This is a genomic window from Hymenobacter citatus, assembly GCF_014333615.1.
Taxonomy (GTDB): Bacteria; Bacteroidota; Bacteroidia; order Cytophagales; family Hymenobacteraceae; genus Hymenobacter; species Hymenobacter citatus.
Genome location: NZ_JACSCY010000007.1, coordinates 125,200 through 141,909 on the forward strand (window position 1 = coordinate 125,200; position 16,710 = coordinate 141,909).

Consider the following 16,710-nt stretch of genomic DNA (forward strand, 5'->3'; position numbering starts at 1 on the left):
CCCAGGGCTTCAGCCCTGGGACGTGCGGTTTGCAAAGCCCTCATCCAGTCGCTATACGCTGCGGATGAAGACACGAAAGAAGCAGAAGGACGAGGCGGAGCCTATTTTGCCTGGCGACGCAGAAACAGGTAGTAAACCAGAAAACCGAGCGCTGTGCTAAACAGCAGAATGATAACGGAATGCAGCCCTAGCGGCAGAAACAGGCTACAGAGCGTAAGCCCCGCCCCGCTGCTCAGCAGCAGCGCAATCCACTTCACTACCTTGTTCTGCTCGTCCTGGGGGCCGGGTAGCAGGCGCTCCACCACGTTATCCGACACGGCCGACGCCACAATTTGCTTTTTCAGCAGGTAGTTCAAAATCAGCCTGATGGCGGTCAGTACGAAGCTACAGAGCAGGTAGAACCCGAATAGTGGCAGGAAAACATGCTTGGCAAGCAGATACGACGGGCTGCTATCGAAGTCGAAGGACAGGGTAGCAATACTGTCGAGGGCAGAAGTTCCCTGAGCCTGGGCGTGCCAGGTGGTCATGGTGAGAAGCAGAAGCAGCAAAAAACCTTTCATACGCCGGGCCGTGGGGTGGTACTGAAGCTGTTTAGAAAACCAACAGAACTGTCATGCTCATCTGGCGTCCGCCTGTCGAAGCATCTCTACCGAACAATTCTGAGGTAACGAAGCGGTAGAGATGCTTCGACAAACTCAGCATGACGTTCTGGTTGATTTCAGCGACTTTCTAAACAGCCTCACTGCATGAGACCGGTCAGTGCCGTTCGTGTTGCAAAAATTTATGAAAAAGACAGTAGGCGCATTTGCCGGCGGTGGCGGGCCAGCAGCTCCACGCCTTGCCCCGCTACCAAGAGGGTAGCCACTAGGGCCAGCCCAGTCCCAAGCAGGGGCGTCGGCAGGCTTTGGAAGGCCTGCGCCACGGCGCCACCAAACACCAGCAGAAACACCACAACTACCCCCAGCACAAGGGCCGCTACCCCGCCAAGCATCCAGGGAAAGGCAGGTTTCTGACGGGGTAGCTGCGCCAATACGCTGGCCGTGAGGTCGAAAGTAAATGCTGGCTGGGGTAGGCGGGCCGTTGCCACAAACAAGTGCTGATAGGTAGCCACCCGGTCTTGGCACAGGCGGCAGCCGCGCAGGTGGTCGGCCTGGGGGGTAGGCAGCAGGGCCTCCGATTCGGCCGCTGCTTGCAGGTCGCGCTCGGAAAGGTGGGTACTGGTCATAGGTCTTGGCGTTGGTAACGGGTTAGGAGCTGCTGTTTTAGGAGCTTCCGGGCCCGGAAGAGGTAGTTTTTCACGGTGCCGTCTGGCAAGGACGTTATCTGGGCAATTTCCTCGTAGCTCAGCTCCTGCTGGTGGTACAAGGAAATTAGGGTGCGGTAGAGCGGGGGGAGTTGCTCAATGGCCGCGCTCAGAATGGCCGTTAAATCGTTGTCGAACAGAGCCGTTTCGGGGTCGTAGTCGGAGCCGGCCACGAGCGGGGGTAGGGCACGGCGACCTTCCTCGGCGGCATCGTCCGGGGGAGGCTCGGCGGGGTCTACCAGCACCAGCTGCTTTTTTTCCAGGTAGTGCAGGCAGGTGTTGTAGGTGATTTGGCCGACCCACGTAGAGAGCTTCGCCTGAAATTTAAACCCGGCCAGGTTCTTAAACACCTTCAAATAAACTTCCTGCGCAATATCTGGCCGGTCGGCCGGGTGCCGGATCATTTTGAATACCAGCTGCGTCACCAACCCTTCCGTGCGCTGCACAATCTGCCCAAAGGCCGCAGTGTTGCCGGCCAGCACTTGCCGGACAAGCTGCTGGTCGGTGGCGGAAGGGGTAGGCGCGTCGCTCATCTAGGCATGAGACCGGCCAACCCGCAGGATGTTGCACTACCTTGCGCAGGCGCCTCGTTTTTCTGAAAAGAGGATAGTGTTGATGTTGATACCGCCCGTCATGCAGGTAGTGCCGTCGTTGAACAAATACACTATTCTAGGCCAACAACATCAGCAACGACGAGACACAAAATGTTGTGTCTCTACTGAAAAGGCAGCCAGAACGGTGTAGAGACGCATACTTGCGTCTCGTCGTTGCTGATGTTGTTGGCCTAGAGCGGTGCTGACGCGAGTTGCTCAACGACGAGACGCAAATATGCGTCTCTACACCGTTCAGTGTTTGGCCCAAATACCTTCTAACCCTACGACACCGGCACGGCCTCGCGCACGGCGGCGGGTTGGTGGCGGTAGAACCACAGAATCAGAATCGGCAGCAACGTCAGCTCGGCCACTACCCCAAACAGCAGCGTGAGGCCGATGAGCAGGCCCACGTAAAACGTGCCGTCAAACGACGAAAAGATCAGGGTAGAGAAGCCGCCCACCAAAATCAACGACGTGACAATGACCGCCTTGCCGGCCATGAGGTAGGTTTTGCGCACGGCCCGGAACAAGCTGTCTTCTTTCAGCAACACCAATTTCAACTTGCTGATAAAGTGGATGGTATCGTCCACGGCAATGCCGAAGGCGATGGTGAAGATGATGCTGGTGCTGACTTTCATGCTCACGCCGGCCAGGCCCATCACGCCCGCTACTATCAGGATGGGTACCAGGTTGGGAATCAGCACAATCAGCGTCATGCGCAGGGAGCGGAACAGGGCCAGCACAATCAGCGTCACCATCAGGATGTCGATGCTCATGCCGGTTATCATGTTCAGCGACAGGTTTTCGTTGTTTTTGTCGATGAGGTTGGCCGAGCCGGTGAGGCGGGTTTGCACGATGGTAGAATCAATGCGCTGGCGCAAAAACTGGCGTAGGTCGGCATTGAGGGCACCGGCGCGCAGGCTGCCCACGTCGGGCATGCGGCCGGTGAGCCTACCCTCCGAGCCATTGGGTAGGACCAGCGCCCGGAACTCGGGCTTTTTGCGGAAGGGCTTGGCGCGGCGCAGCAGGCGTTGCAGCTCGGCGTCGGAGGCGGGGAGGCGGTACTCGGCCACGTCGCCGCCGTTCAGGGCCTTGCGCACCGATTTTACCAGCGTGACGGGCGAGGCCACGAAACGCAGGCCATAGGTGCGCTGGAGGTAGGTTTCAATCTGCTCGGTCTGGCGCAGCACGGGTAGGGAAAGCACCGAACCGCCGGCCGCGGGCGTGAGTGCCATTTCAAAAGGCCGCACGCCGGCAAACTGCCGCTCAAAAAACCGAAAATCCTGCTTCACCGGGTCATTCTGCGACAAATCGTCCAGCAGCGCCGAGTTGATACGGATGCGCGAGGCCGAGGCCACCGAGGCAATCAGCACCACGGCACTTACGGCCACCACCAGCCGCCGCCGCGCCAGCACCTGCCGGAACAGCCGGCCCAGCACGCCGTCCCAGCTGCGACCTTCCCGGCGCGGCACCCGCAATTGCGGCTTGCGCAGCAACAGCAGCATAGCGGGTAGGAGGGTGAAACTGAGCACAAACGTGAGCAGCACGGCAATACCCGTAAACAGTCCGAAGTTGTAAATGGGCCGGATGGTGCTGGTCATCAGCGTGAAAAAGCCGATGCTGGTGGTCAAGGCCGACAGCCCTGAGCCAAAGCCCGATTCCTTGAGCGTGACCCACAGCGCGGCCCGTTTCTCGGTGCCGTAGCCCAGCTCCGTGACGTAGCGCGTGATGATGTGGATAGTATCCGACATGCCCACCACAAACAGCATCACCGGCAGCAGGGCCGTCATCAGATCAATGCTGATACCGAAGGCGCCCATCACGCCCAGCCCCCACACAATGGCGCCCAGCACCACCACCAGCGGCAGCACCACGCCCCACCACGTCCGAAATGTGAACCAGAGCAGGGCCGTCACCAGAATCACCGACAGGCTCATAAACACGGCCAGCTCCACCTGCAAGCGGTCCACGAATACGGACTGCGCCACCATTTTGCCGGCCAGATGGTAGTCGGTCTCCGCGAAGCCCTGGCGCGTCAGCTCCCGGCGCACGGCGGCCAGCAGCGAGTCGCCGGGCGGTTTGGCGAGATTGGGCGAGGTTTGCAGCAGCACGGTAGCGGCGCGGGCGTCCGGCGAAATCAGGTTGCCCACCAGCCCCGGCGTGCGGTACACAGTGCTGGAGTCCTGCGCCCGCCGCGCCGGGTCCGTATCGCCGGGGTGGAAATAAGGGATATTAAACACGCCAAAGCCCTCTACCACCGGGTTGGTGGCCGTGGTAGGCGACGTGACGCTGACCACGTGCGGCCGCCGCTGCACAAACCGCGTCAGCGAATCGACGCGCACCAGAAACTGCGGGTCGAAGACGGTCTTGCCGGCGGGCGCTTCCAGACCCAGCAGCACGTAGTCGTTGTCGTTGCCGAAGCGCTGGGCGTACTGCTCGTAGTAGGCCAGGTCGGGGTCGCCGGCGGGGTAGAAATCGTTGAAATTGTAGTTGAAGCGCAGCTGGGCGGCAAAGTAGCCCGCCAGACCCGTAAGGAGAAACAGGGCCAGCAGGATAGGGTAGGCGAGTCGGCGAGTGGGCATAGGGTAGGAGGGCGGACGCGCAAAGTCCGCCAGTGAACTAGAAACAAAGGTAGGGGAGGAAACCGGCGCCGGATTGCCTACCTTTTAACTTCCTTTGCCAACCCTACGGGAAGGGCTTTTGTTCACTTTCATTGGCTCCCATATCTGCACTGATAAGCCAGCTACAATGAGTGTATTTCGACCAACAGTATGAAAGTATTTTGGAGAGTTTGAGCAAGAATATTAGATTTCAGAATCTTACAATTTTATAAAAAATGATATATGGAGCTTATTGACCAGCTTACCAATTTGGCCGCACGCGCACAAAAACAAATTGGACACATTCAGACGGAAGAAGCAACGAAAAACGCGTTGGTGATGCCGTTTATCAACGCACTAGGATACAATGTCTTCGATCCTACGGAAGTAGTGCCGGAGTTTATTTGTGATATCGGCACTAAAAAGGGAGAAAAAATAGATTATGCCATTATGCGTGAGGGTAAACCTATCATTCTGGTGGAATGCAAGCCAGTGAGCGGTGATTTAAGTATCAATCACGCTAGCCAGTTGTTTCGCTATTTCCACGTAACGGAGGCCCGCATTGCCATACTAACGAATGGCACTACTTATAAGCTGTTTACCGATTTGGAGCAGCCAAATAAAATGGATGAACGTCCATTTATGGAATTTGATCTGTTCAATTTTCAGGAGAATGACGTTGCTGAAATCAAGAAGCTAAGTAAGGCTTCATTCAGCATAGAGGACATGCTTTTCGCCGCGTATAACTTAAAATATATGCGGGCCTTCAAAAAGTATTTCGATGAGCAATTCACACAGCCCTCGCCCGATTTCATAAATTTTGTATCGAAGCAGGTATATGATGGCGTGCTGACACCTAAATTAAAAGAGCAGTTTGCTATACTGGTACATCGCTCGTTTCATCAGTTTCTCAACGACAAAATAACTTCTCGGCTACGATCGGCTATGCTTGATACCAGCCAACCATTACTACCAACTGATTTACCGCCCATACCTGCAGCAGAAGCATTAGGTGCTTCTGCTGCTCCCGAACCGGAGGTGAAAGATCGAGATATTGTAACGACAGTAGAGGAGACAGAAGGCTTTATGATTGTACGCGCTATTTTGCGCAAAACAGTAGCCGTCAATCGTGTAATAATGCGTGACGTGCAATCGTATTGTGGTATCCTACTGGACGACAATAATCGTAAGCCTATCTGTCGCCTGCATTTCAATAGCAGTAAGAAGTTCGTAACAGTATTTGATGTAGAAGGTGGGGAACGGGTCGATATTAGCTCATTAGACGACTTATATGGACTTGCCTCTCGAATTCGCGCCGCTGTGCAGCGTCATGAGACGAAGCCAATAGAAGCACCAGCTTCTTAGAGCATAGTAGAATCACCTATTCAAAGTAAGAAGACCTGCTCCCCTAGCAGGTTTTCTTATTTCTGATCTTCCTTTTCTGACACCGCTCGGCCGGATTTTCAATCCGGCTGCCATGAGTAGCGGATTTGCAATCTGCGCAGTAGAAATCAATAGCGTAAACAGGCGGATTAGAAATCTGCTATTGAGAATGATTAGGCTAAATAAATATATAACATTCTATTGGTCAAGTGTATGTAAAGAAATCTTATTGGCATTAACAGGTTGCTTACTTTTGTGGATTCCAATATTTTTCCAGACGCCATGAAATCCTACCTAGATCTTCTTCAACACATTCTGGATCAAGGTACTCTCAAGACTGATCGTACGGGCACCTGCACGATGGCCATTTTCGGCCATCAAATGCGATTCGATTTAAACCAGGGCTTTCCTTTGTTAACTACAAAGAAGGTACATCTGAAAAGTGTTATCCATGAGTTGCTGTGGTTCCTAAAAGGTGATACTAATGTTGCTTATCTTCAGCAACATGGAGTAAAAATTTGGAATGAATGGGCTGATGAGAATGGCGATTTAGGTCCAGTTTATGGTTATCAATGGCGCTCATGGCCGGATGGTAATGGTGGGCATATTGACCAGATCAGTCAAATAGTTCACCAGCTTAAAACACAGCCAGATTCTCGTCGCATGGTAGTTTCTGCTTGGAACGTAGCCGATTTGCCAGCAATGAAATTACCAGCCTGCCACGCCCTGTTTCAGTTCTACGTGGCCGACGGCAAGCTCTCCTGCCAACTCTACCAACGCTCGGCCGACGTGTTCCTGGGCGTGCCTTTCAACATTGCCAGCTACGCCCTGCTCACGCTCATGCTGGCGCAGGTAGCCGGCCTGCAACCCGGCGAGTTCATCTGGACCGGCGGCGACACTCACCTCTACAGCAACCACCTGGAGCAGGCCCGCGAGCAGCTCACCCGCACGCCGCGGCCGCTCCCCCAAATGCGCCTGAACCCGGCCGTAACCGACATTTTCGGCTTTCAGTACGACGATTTCAAGCTGGAAAACTACGACCCCTGGCCGGCTATTAAGGCCCCGGTAGCCGTGTAACATTCGGGCGAGCATACCGAGCGGTAACCTTGCGGCGTTAAGGGAGTAAAATAGGTAAACTCCTATTTCATCTCGTTAACGTGCTGCTAAGGATATGACAACGAAGACTATTCTCTCCCACAAGGCCCGTATCCAGCGTTGGTTGCCAGTAGGCGCGCTGGTGTTGCTGGCCCAGGCCGGTTACGCGCAAATGTCCTTCAACCGTTGGGAAGGCGGCACCAGCAGCCCCACCGATACGCCCGTTCGCAAGTCTGGTAAGCGAGCCACTGCCGATGCCACGTCATCAGCAGGAACTACCACCGCCACCCCCGAGCCGGCCCGGCGCACGCCGCCCGCCGTGGCAGCCTACTCCAAGCCCCTGCGGCGTGGTTTGGGGCAGCGCGTGCGGGCCAGCGCCTACAGCGCCCCCGATGCGGAGTTTTACCGCTACGCCTGGCAGCACCTGCACTACCCCGCCACGGCCTTGCAGGCGGGGCTATCGGGGCAAGTGCTGGTGCGCCTCAACGTCAACTCGGCCGGAGATGTGATTGATTCGGAGGTGCTGAGTACAGATATTCGGCAGGCTGCTATCGGCAAAGAAGCTGCCGCGTCGGCTGGTAAGGCTGCCATGCGCCAAAGTGCCGAAGATTTGCTGTGGGGACTGCATTTTGAGCCTGCTGCGGGTACTACGCAGGAAGACGTGCCCGTACGCTACGTTATTCAGTAAGCATTTCAGACGGGTAGTAGAAGCTGCGATAATGGTGGCGCGGAAGGTCATACTTTACCGTAAACTTTGTATTTTTAGGCATAAAACAAGATAAAATTGCAGCAAAAGGGGCACCTGTTGCGTGCAGTTGTATGTTCTGCTCTGAAAAACCGGCCAGCGATAATCGGTTTTTCAGAGATAGTAGAAAGTTTAATGCAGTCTAGAGCAATGAAAAAATGGTTTTACTACCCAGCTATTTGCTTGCTAACGCTAGTGGCCACGGCCGAGGCAAAAGCCCAAAACTTTAATACCTGGACGGCCGATCCTCCCGCCCCTATCACCCCACTACGCAAGCGGCCGGCTTCCAAACCCAAGCCCAAACCCGAAGTGCGGGATACGGTGGCCATAGAGGTGCCCAAGGTAGAGCAGTCCAGGCTCATCAAGCGCGGCCTGACGCAACGCATGAAAGCGCACAAACCGCTGGAAGAAGACAATACATCAGTGGAGTTCTTCGCCAACAACAGCCGCTATCCGACGGCGGCGGCTATGGCCGGCGCTCAGGGCAATGTGCTTATCCGGTTGCAAATAGCACCCGATGGCCACGTGAGTCGCACCTCGGTGGTAGCAGTGGAGCCGCGGCCCATTCCGGGCTATAACACCACTGTGCCTCCCGCTGCCATGGATGCGCTGGCCAATGAGGCGCAGCGCGTATTTCGGATGTTGAAATTTGAGCCAGCATCCAGTACGTCAGAAGAGGAGCTTAGTGCTAGTTTCTCGTTGCAATAGAATTAGAATATTTATATTATTTATATGATATGTAAATTAAGTTTTATTGTGATAGTTATATTTACTATATAACTATATTATTTGTTTATTCATGAAACGTGCATTGTGGGCTTTTTAAAGCCATATTCGATTGTTTTTAAATTTATACTTCAAAAATAAAATCCAATATTGCGGTGGATTTCGTATCTGCCTTTCATGCGGGTTACTCCTAATTTTTCTTCCGACGCTATTGCAGAGTACGGGGGCAGGCCGAGCAGCCTGTCCCGCCAGTACCGAGCCTGGATAGCCTTATATGCCCTGGATGCAAATGAGCGGCCCCGCGCCGATATTCTACGCATCAACGAAGTTACGGAGGCAGATCTGGACGAATTTGAAGCCAGCTGGCTCCAGTTGCGTTGCCGGCCCGGCGGTACCCTACCTACACGGCTCGACTTGCCGCCGGTTGTGGATTCGCCGACTACCTAAGCTGGTAAACTACCTGGCTAGCTGATTGCACTGGTTTCCCAATGGCGGAGTGCCCGCAGCAACGGATGCGCCGCCGAGGCTAACGTACTGCCTTCTAGGCGCTGTATAGGTCGCACTCCGGCAACATTGGCTGTGAAAACGGCTTCGGCAGCTAGTAATTGATCGGGGGTAACTAACTCTTCCTGACAGGGTAGGCCTTGTTGCCGGGCCACAGCCAACAGATGCGCCCGGCGCACGCCTGCCACGCAGCCCGTTGCTAGGGCAGGTGTGTATAGCTGTCCTTCTCGCACCCAAAATACCGCCGCCGATACAGCTTCTGCCACATGCCCGTTGGCATCCAGCAACAGCAATTCATCCAGGCCACGGGTTTGCCGCTCCAGCCCGGCCCGCACGTAATAGAGCGCGTGTGGTCCTTTGCAAAACGACAGTGGCGTATGAAAGGTGTGCGTTTCCCGGGCAAAGCCGGCCTGATCGATCGGCTGGTCGTTGGGTTGAAAGGGTAGGGCCGAGACGAGGTATTCGGTGGGGGCAGCAGGCAGCGGGGTATATAGGCCCCCGCCGCCGCGCCAGAGCTGTATGCGTACCCGCGCCTCGGCTAGCGAGTTGGCCGTAGCCACGCGCCGCACCGAGGCAACCAGGGATTCGGTAGTGGCGAGGGCAGGCGGTAGGGGCAGATGCAGCGCAACGGCTGCGGCCTGCATTCGGTATAGGTGGTGCGGCAGGTAGCGCACAGTATCGGCGGCCCACACCAGCGTTTCAAAGAAACCATCGTTGAATTGAAGCCCGCGGTTGGGTAGGGAGAGAGCAAAGTCAGCTGCTGGCAGCAGGTGGTCGTTGTATAGCAGCACGGATGGGTGAGTAATTGAGTGAACAGAGTGCCAGAGCCAAAAGTATGTCATCCTCCATCTGACGTCTGCTTGTGAAGAACATTGTCACGATAGAACGATTACTATAACCACGACTCGTCCTGCGAACATAAGGTACTTCGCAAGCGGACGTCAGATAGAGGATGACAGCCGTGTTTTTACTTGCTCAGGCACTTCTATATGAGCACGAACTTTTTGCCGGGTAGGGCTTTCACTATCCCTCTGAATTCCAATCCAAGCAACAGCGTAGCTACTTGGTGTACGGGCAACTGAGCTTTCCAACTCAGGTTGTCCAGTAGTTCTTCTTTTACGGCAGCGAGCAGGGTGATAAGCTGAAATTCCTCGGGGGTGAAGTCGTTGGGTAAATAAGCAGGCGCGGCCTTGTACTTGCCCGACTGGTGCAAAGCGGCATCCCAGTTCAGCAGTTCCTCCAGGTCCCTGGGCTCGGCGTAGAGGGCCGCTTTGTGCGTTTTGATGAGGTCGTGGCAGCCGGCGGAGACAGGGCTACCCAGCGGGCCGGGTAGGGCCAGCACTTCGCGGTCGTAGCTGATGGCCAGCTCAGCCGTAATAAGGGCACCGCCTTTGCGGGCCGCTTCTACCACCACCGTGCCGTCGGAAAGCCCGGCGATGATGCGGTTGCGCGAGGGGAAGTTGTACTTGTCGGGCTGGGTACTGAAGGGAAACTCGGTGAGCAAGCCGCCTTGCGTGAGCATTTTCTCGGCGGTTTTGCGGTGGGCGGCGGGGTAGAGCACGTCGAGGCCCGTGGCCATCACGCCCACGGTTTCCAGGCCGTCCTGCAAGGCGGCGCGGTGGGCAAAGATGTCGATGCCGTAGGCTAAACCACTCACCACCAGCGGGCGGTGCGGCACCAGGCCGCGCACCAGCTGCTCGGTTTGCTCGCGGCCGTAGTCGGTGGCTTGGCGCGTGCCCACAATGCCTACCGTTTTGGGCGCGTTCAGGTCGGCGGTGCCTTGGTAGTAGAGCAGGGTAGGAGCGTCGGGCAGCTGCTTGAGGCGCTTCGGAAACTGCTTGCTGGTGTAGAACAGCAGCTGCACGCCCTCCTTTTCGGCGCGGCGGAGGGTTTCCTCGGCCCGGCGCAGGGCGGTGGTGCGCTCGGGGCCGGTGAGCGTGGCTACGGCCTTGGGCCCTACCCCCGGAATCTTGCGCAGCTTGCCCGGCGGCAGGTGCAGCACGTTTTTGGCCGAGCTGCCGTAGCTCATCAGCTGCCGCGTAAGCTGCGGCCCGATACCGGGAAACAGCGTCAGGGCGACTTCGTGGAGGAGGGTGTCGTCGTGCATAGGGTAGGCCTCACCTCCTAGCTCCCGCAACGAAGAGGGGAGCCCGTAGCTAAATTCTAGGAACTAGCTCCCCTCTTTCAAGGAGGGGTTGGGGGTGGTCAAGCTAGAGTTAGGAATAAGATATAGTGCTATAGTATCGTGCAACGATTGGACCACCCCCAACCCCTCCTTGAAAGAGGGGAGTTAATCCCTAAAATTCAGTTTTAGAAATGATAGGCTTTTTCTACTAGGATGGGGTACCCGACTGCTTCCCCAGCGCGTCCAGCTGCTTTTTCATCTCCACTAGAAACCCGCGCACTTTTTCCAGGGAGTGGGCCACTTCCATGCGCTCCTTGAGCTGGGGGCCGCGCTGGCGCATCAGGTCGCGGGCACCGGGAATGGTGTAGCCGCGCTCCTTCACCAGGTGGTAGATGGTGCGGAACGTTTCAATGTCCTGGGGCGTGTAGAGGCGGTTGCCCTTGCGGTTTTTGCGCGGGCTGAGGTCCTCAAACTCCGTTTCCCAGAACCGAATCAGCGAGGGCGCCACGTCGAACATGCGGGCCACCTCGCCAATGGTGTAGTACTCTTTCTTGATCTCGCGCTCTTTGTACGGCATGGGGTAGGGGCACCTGGCGGGCGTCCGTTGCGGGGTGACCCAAAGCTAAAGACCACACAACGGAGTTGAAACGGGTTCTATTTTACTTTATACTTTTTGCTGATTTCATCATACACCGGCAGCAGCTCATTGGCTTTCCCTTCTTTATCGAAGATCTGCTCCCAGGTGTTCAGCGGCTCCCAAATGAAAGTGCCCAGGCCTTTTTTGTGGGGTAGGTTGAAGGCCACCTCGTTCACTTCGCGCTTGCGGGCGGAGTACTCCACCACTACAACGTCCTGCGGGTAGCGCCGGGCCAGATCTGTCAGGTTGGCGCGCAGATCGGGGATGGTGCGGTGCCACTGCGGGTAGTACGACTGCCCGATGACGTCGAACGTAACGCCGCGCCGGATCATATTGTCCAGCCAGTACACCGACTGCTCGTTCTGCCCGCCCAGGGCAATGTGCATCATGACTAGGGCCTTGGGTGTGGTTTCGCGCACGGCCGCCACGCCGGCGCGTAGCAGGCCGGCCAGGTTGTCGAGGCGGGCCACGCTGTCGGCGCTGTGAATGTCGCCGTCTGGCCAGATCATGCCGTGGTTGATTTCGTTGCCTACCTGCACCATGTCGGGCGCGGTGCCTTGGGCTTGCAGGGCCAGCAGCACGTCGCGGGTGTAGTCGTGCACGGCTTGCTCTAGCAGGGCGCCGTGCAGGCCTTGCCAGGCGGCGGGCTTAAACTGCTTCTGCGGGTCGGCCCAGGTGTCGCTGTAGTGAAAATCGAGCAGGAACTTCAGCCCCGCCGCCTTGATGCGCTTGGCCATCTGCTGGGTGTGGGCCAGGTCGCAGAAGCCCTTGCCGGGCGAGTAGCCGCTGTCGGCCGCCGGGTTGTGGAACAGGCGTAGCCGGATATAGTTGAAGCCGTGATCTTTGAGAATCTGAATGGCGTCTTTCGGCTGGCCTTGGTCGGTGAAGGTGATGCCGCGGGCTTTCAGCTGGGGTAGGAAGGAAATATCAGCGCCCAGCATCTTGCCGGGCTTTTTCTTTTTGTGAGTGGTGGTTGCTGGCGAAAAGCTAGTGGTCTGGGCTACGGAAGGGTAGGAGAGGCCCAACAGCAGAAGTAACAGGACGCTGCTGAGCAGCTGGAGTTTTGAAACCGGATAGGTAGCACAAAGGCGCATAGGGGGTGAAATAGGTAGGTAGCGAAGTTACGAAACGCGGTAGAGACGCATACTTGCGTCTCGTCGTTGCTGATGGTGTGTATCTCTCAGCGTCGAACGGTACGCATCGAACAACTACAAAGTGGTATAAACACCATCAGCAACGACGAGACGCAAGTATGCGTCTCTACGCTGTTCTGGCTACCTTTGCCGGAAATGCCCTTCGGAACCACCAAGCCGGGATCTGGCATTTATATAAAATACTACCCTGCTAACCGCTACGGCGGCCTACTACGAAACCCCTGCTTCGCCAAGCCGGCGCTTGGTGCTACTCCTCCCTCTATGTCACTCCCCAAGGCCTCACACGTTCGCCAACAGTTCCTCGACTTCTTCGCCTCCAAAGGTCACCACATTGTGCCCTCGGCCCCGCTGGTGCTCAAAGACGATCCTACCCTGCTGTTCGTCAACTCGGGCATGGCGCCGTTCAAAGACTACTTCCTCGGCAACAAGCCCGCCCCCTATAAGCGCGTGGCCGACACCCAGAAGTGCCTGCGCGTGAGCGGTAAACACAACGATTTGGAGGAGGTAGGCTACGACACCTACCACCACACCCTGTTCGAGATGCTAGGTAACTGGTCGTTTGGCGACTACTTCAAAACCGAAGCCATTGCCTGGGCCTGGGAGCTGCTGACTGACGTATACAAGCTGCCCAAAGACCGCCTCTACGTGACCTATTTCCAGGGCGATGAGGGCGATAAGCTGGCCGCCGACACCGAGACGCAAAACCTGTGGCGCCAGTACACCACCGAGGACCGCATCCTGCCCGGCAACAAGAAGGACAACTTCTGGGAGATGGGCGACACCGGCCCCTGCGGCCCCTGCACCGAAATTCACATCGACCTGCGCTCCGAAGAAGAGGTAGCCCAGAAGCCCGGCCGCGAGCTGGTGAATGCCGACCACCCGCAGGTGGTTGAAATCTGGAACAACGTGTTCATGGAGTTTCAGCGCCTGGCCGATAAGTCGCTCATCAAGCTGCCCGCGCAGCACGTGGATACCGGCATGGGCTTCGAGCGCCTGATGATGGCCGTGTCGGGCGTGAAGTCGAACTACGATACCGACGTGTTCCAGCCGCTGATTCAGTTCATCGCCAAGGAAGCCGGCGTAGAATACCACGGCACCGCCCCGGCCACCGTGAACGACCAGCCCACCACGGAAAACGAGAAAACCGACATCGCCATTCGCGTTATTGCTGACCATATTCGCGCCATCAGCTTCACCATTGCCGACGGCCAGCTGCCCAGCAACGTGAAGGCCGGCTACGTGATTCGCCGCATTCTGCGCCGCGCCGTGCGCTACGCGTTTTCGTCGCTCAATCAGAAGCAGCCCTTCCTGTATAAGCTGGTGCCCGTGCTGGCCGATCAGATGGCCGGTATTTTCCCCGAGCTGAAAGCCCAGCAGCAGTTTGTGCAGCGCGTGATTGAGGAGGAGGAAATCAGCTTCCTGAAAACGCTGGAAAACGGCCTGCGCCGCATTGATGCGCTGGAAGAAGGCTTCAAAAACCAAGGCAACACCATCGACGGCAAAACGGCTTTCGAGCTGTCCGACACCTTCGGCTTCCCGCTCGACCTCACCGCCCTCATTGCCCGCGAGAAAGGCCTAACGGTAGACGAGGCCGGATTCCAGAAAGAGCTGGAAGCCCAGAAAAACCGCTCGCGCAACGCCCAGGAAACGGAGCAGAGCGACTGGGTAGTGGTGAACTCCGACAACGGCGAGCTGCCCGTGTTTGTGGGCTACGACGTGGAGGAAGCCCCCGCCCGCTTGCTGCGCTACCGCAAAGTGACGCAGAAGAGCAAAACCGAGTACCACGTGGTGCTCGACCAAACGCCGTTCTACGCCGAGTCGGGCGGACAGGTAGGCGACACGGGCTACCTGGAAGGCGGCCTGTCGCGGGTGCGCGTGATTGACACCCGCAAGGAAAACGACCTCATCGTGCACACCGTGCTGGAGCTACCCCTCGCCGACGATCTGGAGGGCGAGTTCACGGCTCGCATCGACCAGAGCCGCCGCGCCCTGATTCGCAAGAACCACACAGCCACGCACTTGCTGCAAGCCGCCCTGCGCCGCGTGCTGGGCGAGCACGTGCAGCAGAAAGGCTCCCTGGTGAACGACAAGCTCCTGCGCTTCGACTTCTCCCACTTCACCAAGGTAACCGACGAGCAGCTGCGCGAAATCGAGCAGATCGTGAACGAGCGTATCCGTCAGCAAATCCCGTTGGATGAGCGCCGTAACGTGCCGATTGACGAGGCCAAAACGCTGGGTGCTATGGCGTTGTTTGGAGAGAAGTACGGCGACTTCGTGCGCGTGATTACCTTCGATAAGGAGTATTCCGTGGAGCTGTGCGGCGGCATTCACGTGCGTGCCACCGGTGAAATCGGCTTCTTCAAAATCACCAGCGAGTCGGCGGTAGGCGCCGGTGTGCGCCGCATTGAGGCCGTAACGGCCGACGCGGCCGAGGCCTACGTGGACCAGCAGCTGGATTTGCTGCGCCAGGTGCGCGAGCTGCTGGGCAACCCCCAGCACCTGCTGCCCAGCCTGCAAAAGGTAGGCGAAGAGAACGTCGCCCTGCGCAAGCAACTGGAGCAGGCCGAAAACCAGCAGCTCAGCCAACTAAAAGACCAACTCGTTTCACAAGCCAAAACGGTAGGTGGCGTGCAGCTCATTGCCGCCCAGGTGCCCGCCCGCTCCGCCGACGCTCTCAAGAAGCTGGCCTACGACTTGCGCCAGGTAGTGCCTAACCTCGTAGCCGTCCTCGGCGCCGACATCGATGGCAAGCCCCAATTGGCCGTGATTCTGGACGACGAAATCGCTAAAGCCGACAAGCTCAACGCCAAAACCCTGATTGGCGCGCTAGCCAAGGAAATCCAGGGCGGCGGCGGTGGCCAACCGTTCTTCGCTACGGCCGGTGGTAAGAACGTGGCTGGTCTGCCGGCGGCTATCGGCAAGGCTGAGGAGTTGGTAAGCCAAGCGCTGGCGTAATAGTTGTGAATTGCAAACGCGGGTCTGAGCACTTATCTAATTGGAGTGCTCAGACCCGCGTTTGCAATTCACAACTATCCCAATCATTCTTTAATGAAGAAGTTTTACGTATTCTGTTTTCTACTAGCTGCGGGAAGTATTGGTGGTTATAATGCCACTGCTCAAATCAATAATGAGCCACATACAGTCAAGGAATATTTTGATGCCGCCGGTGAAAAGCTGTCGTCAGCTGAAGGCGCAGTTGAATGGAGCGAGTCAATTTATCAGGATAGTATTCGAGGCGTTGTACAAGGCTATTACGCCAATGGCCAATTAAAATGGCGTAGTGAATATGAAAATATCCGTCTGCATACCGTGCATGGTACGAGCGAGATGTGGTACGAAAGCGGCCAACTGCGCCGCCGAGCGCGCGTGAGCCATGGTAAGAGGGATGGAGAATTAGTATCCTATCACCCAAACGGCACACTAAAGCGCCGTGAATTATATAAAGAAGGGGAAAGCCTAGGCGGAGAATGTTTTGATGCCGCTGGAAAACCTGTTGCATTCTACGCATTTGAAAGGATGCCTTCACCACCTCTAGGGGGCTTTAATGGAATGCTTCAGTTTATTGGTAAGAATATGCGCTACCCTGCGGAGGCATTAAAAAAGAACGTTCAGGGCAAAGTCTTCATCAACTTTTATGTCGACACGCTAGGGGTAGTCCGTAATGTACATATTAAACAAGGTGTACATCCGTCCATCGATAATGAGGCGGTACGAGTTATTGCTAGCTTGCCAGCATGGGAGCCAGGTTATCAGGATGGCAACCCGGTTACGGTGAGCTTCACGGTGCCTGTTACATTTGCTATTCAAAACAAGAAGATAAAAAAGCGTATTTCTGCTGAATAAAC

General features: G+C 56.5%; 15 protein-coding genes. 7 read left to right on the top strand and 8 right to left on the bottom strand.

Annotated elements, in window-relative coordinates:
* Positions 1 to 101: 101 nt before the first annotated feature.
* From H8B15_RS11115 to H8B15_RS11130, 4 genes are all read right to left on the bottom strand, one after another.
* Positions 102 to 527: a hypothetical protein gene (locus H8B15_RS11115; RefSeq protein ID WP_187319761.1), complete on the bottom strand. Its 426-nt coding sequence runs from the start codon at positions 525 to 527 to the stop codon at positions 102 to 104.
* Between the two features lie 254 nt (positions 528 to 781).
* The gene (locus H8B15_RS11120; RefSeq protein ID WP_187319762.1) at positions 782 to 1,225 is read right to left on the bottom strand and encodes a hypothetical protein; all 444 of its coding nucleotides are present in this window, start codon (positions 1,223 to 1,225) and stop codon (positions 782 to 784) included.
* Positions 1,222 to 1,836: an RNA polymerase sigma factor gene (locus tag H8B15_RS11125; RefSeq protein WP_187319763.1), complete on the bottom strand. Its 615-nt coding sequence runs from the start codon at positions 1,834 to 1,836 to the stop codon at positions 1,222 to 1,224. The genes H8B15_RS11120 and H8B15_RS11125 overlap by 4 nt, the downstream gene beginning before the upstream one ends.
* Before the next feature lie 341 nt (positions 1,837 to 2,177).
* Complete coding sequence (locus tag H8B15_RS11130) at positions 2,178 to 4,478, bottom strand: efflux RND transporter permease subunit (RefSeq protein ID WP_187319764.1); 2,301 nt, start codon at positions 4,476 to 4,478, stop codon at positions 2,178 to 2,180.
* Positions 4,479 to 4,739: 261 nt separating this feature from the next.
* On the opposite strand from H8B15_RS11130, the gene H8B15_RS11135 reads away from it, so the two are divergent.
* The 5 genes from H8B15_RS11135 (at position 4,740) to H8B15_RS11155 (ending at position 8,892) form a co-directional block, all read left to right on the top strand.
* The gene (locus H8B15_RS11135) at positions 4,740 to 5,861 is read left to right on the top strand and encodes a type I restriction endonuclease (protein ID WP_187319765.1); all 1,122 of its coding nucleotides are present in this window, start codon (positions 4,740 to 4,742) and stop codon (positions 5,859 to 5,861) included.
* A 300-nt stretch (positions 5,862 to 6,161) separates the two neighbouring features.
* Positions 6,162 to 6,956 (top strand): thymidylate synthase, encoded by a 795-nt coding sequence (locus tag H8B15_RS11140; protein ID WP_187319834.1) that lies wholly within the window; start codon positions 6,162 to 6,164, stop codon positions 6,954 to 6,956.
* Between the two features lie 94 nt (positions 6,957 to 7,050).
* Positions 7,051 to 7,662 carry an energy transducer TonB gene (locus H8B15_RS11145; protein ID WP_187319766.1) on the top strand — a complete coding sequence of 204 codons (612 nt, stop codon included), beginning with the start codon at positions 7,051 to 7,053 and terminating at the stop codon, positions 7,660 to 7,662.
* Between the two features lie 207 nt (positions 7,663 to 7,869).
* The gene (locus H8B15_RS11150) at positions 7,870 to 8,427 is read left to right on the top strand and encodes an energy transducer TonB (RefSeq protein ID WP_187319767.1); all 558 of its coding nucleotides are present in this window, start codon (positions 7,870 to 7,872) and stop codon (positions 8,425 to 8,427) included.
* Between the two features lie 195 nt (positions 8,428 to 8,622).
* Positions 8,623 to 8,892 carry a hypothetical protein gene (locus tag H8B15_RS11155; protein ID WP_187319768.1) on the top strand — a complete coding sequence of 90 codons (270 nt, stop codon included), beginning with the start codon at positions 8,623 to 8,625 and terminating at the stop codon, positions 8,890 to 8,892.
* A gap of 17 nt (positions 8,893 to 8,909) precedes the next feature.
* Here H8B15_RS11155 and H8B15_RS11160 read toward each other — a convergent pair whose 3' ends face one another.
* The 4 genes from H8B15_RS11160 to H8B15_RS11175 all read right to left on the bottom strand — a co-directional run bounded on the left by H8B15_RS11160 (position 8,910) and on the right by H8B15_RS11175 (position 12,805).
* On the bottom strand, positions 8,910 to 9,740 hold the full coding sequence (locus tag H8B15_RS11160; RefSeq protein WP_187319769.1) for an aminotransferase class IV: 831 nt from the start codon (positions 9,738 to 9,740) through the stop codon (positions 8,910 to 8,912).
* A gap of 194 nt (positions 9,741 to 9,934) precedes the next feature.
* The gene (dprA, locus tag H8B15_RS11165) at positions 9,935 to 11,056 is read right to left on the bottom strand and encodes a DNA-processing protein DprA (RefSeq protein ID WP_187319770.1); all 1,122 of its coding nucleotides are present in this window, start codon (positions 11,054 to 11,056) and stop codon (positions 9,935 to 9,937) included.
* A gap of 226 nt (positions 11,057 to 11,282) precedes the next feature.
* A complete protein-coding gene (locus tag H8B15_RS11170) occupies positions 11,283 to 11,651 on the bottom strand; it encodes a MerR family transcriptional regulator (protein ID WP_187319771.1) in 369 nt (122 codons plus the stop codon).
* 77 nt (positions 11,652 to 11,728) lie between these two features.
* Positions 11,729 to 12,805 (bottom strand): glycoside hydrolase family 53 protein, encoded by a 1,077-nt coding sequence (locus H8B15_RS11175; protein ID WP_187319772.1) that lies wholly within the window; start codon positions 12,803 to 12,805, stop codon positions 11,729 to 11,731.
* 321 nt (positions 12,806 to 13,126) lie between these two features.
* Here H8B15_RS11175 and alaS point away from each other — a divergent pair, with 321 nt between their 5' ends.
* Both alaS and H8B15_RS11185 read left to right on the top strand, forming a co-directional pair.
* A complete protein-coding gene (alaS, locus tag H8B15_RS11180) occupies positions 13,127 to 15,820 on the top strand; it encodes an alanine--tRNA ligase (RefSeq protein WP_187319773.1) in 2,694 nt (897 codons plus the stop codon).
* A gap of 93 nt (positions 15,821 to 15,913) precedes the next feature.
* Entirely contained in the window at positions 15,914 to 16,708 is a 795-nt protein-coding gene (locus H8B15_RS11185) for an energy transducer TonB (RefSeq protein ID WP_187319774.1), read from the top strand.
* Positions 16,709 to 16,710 lie beyond the last annotated feature (2 nt).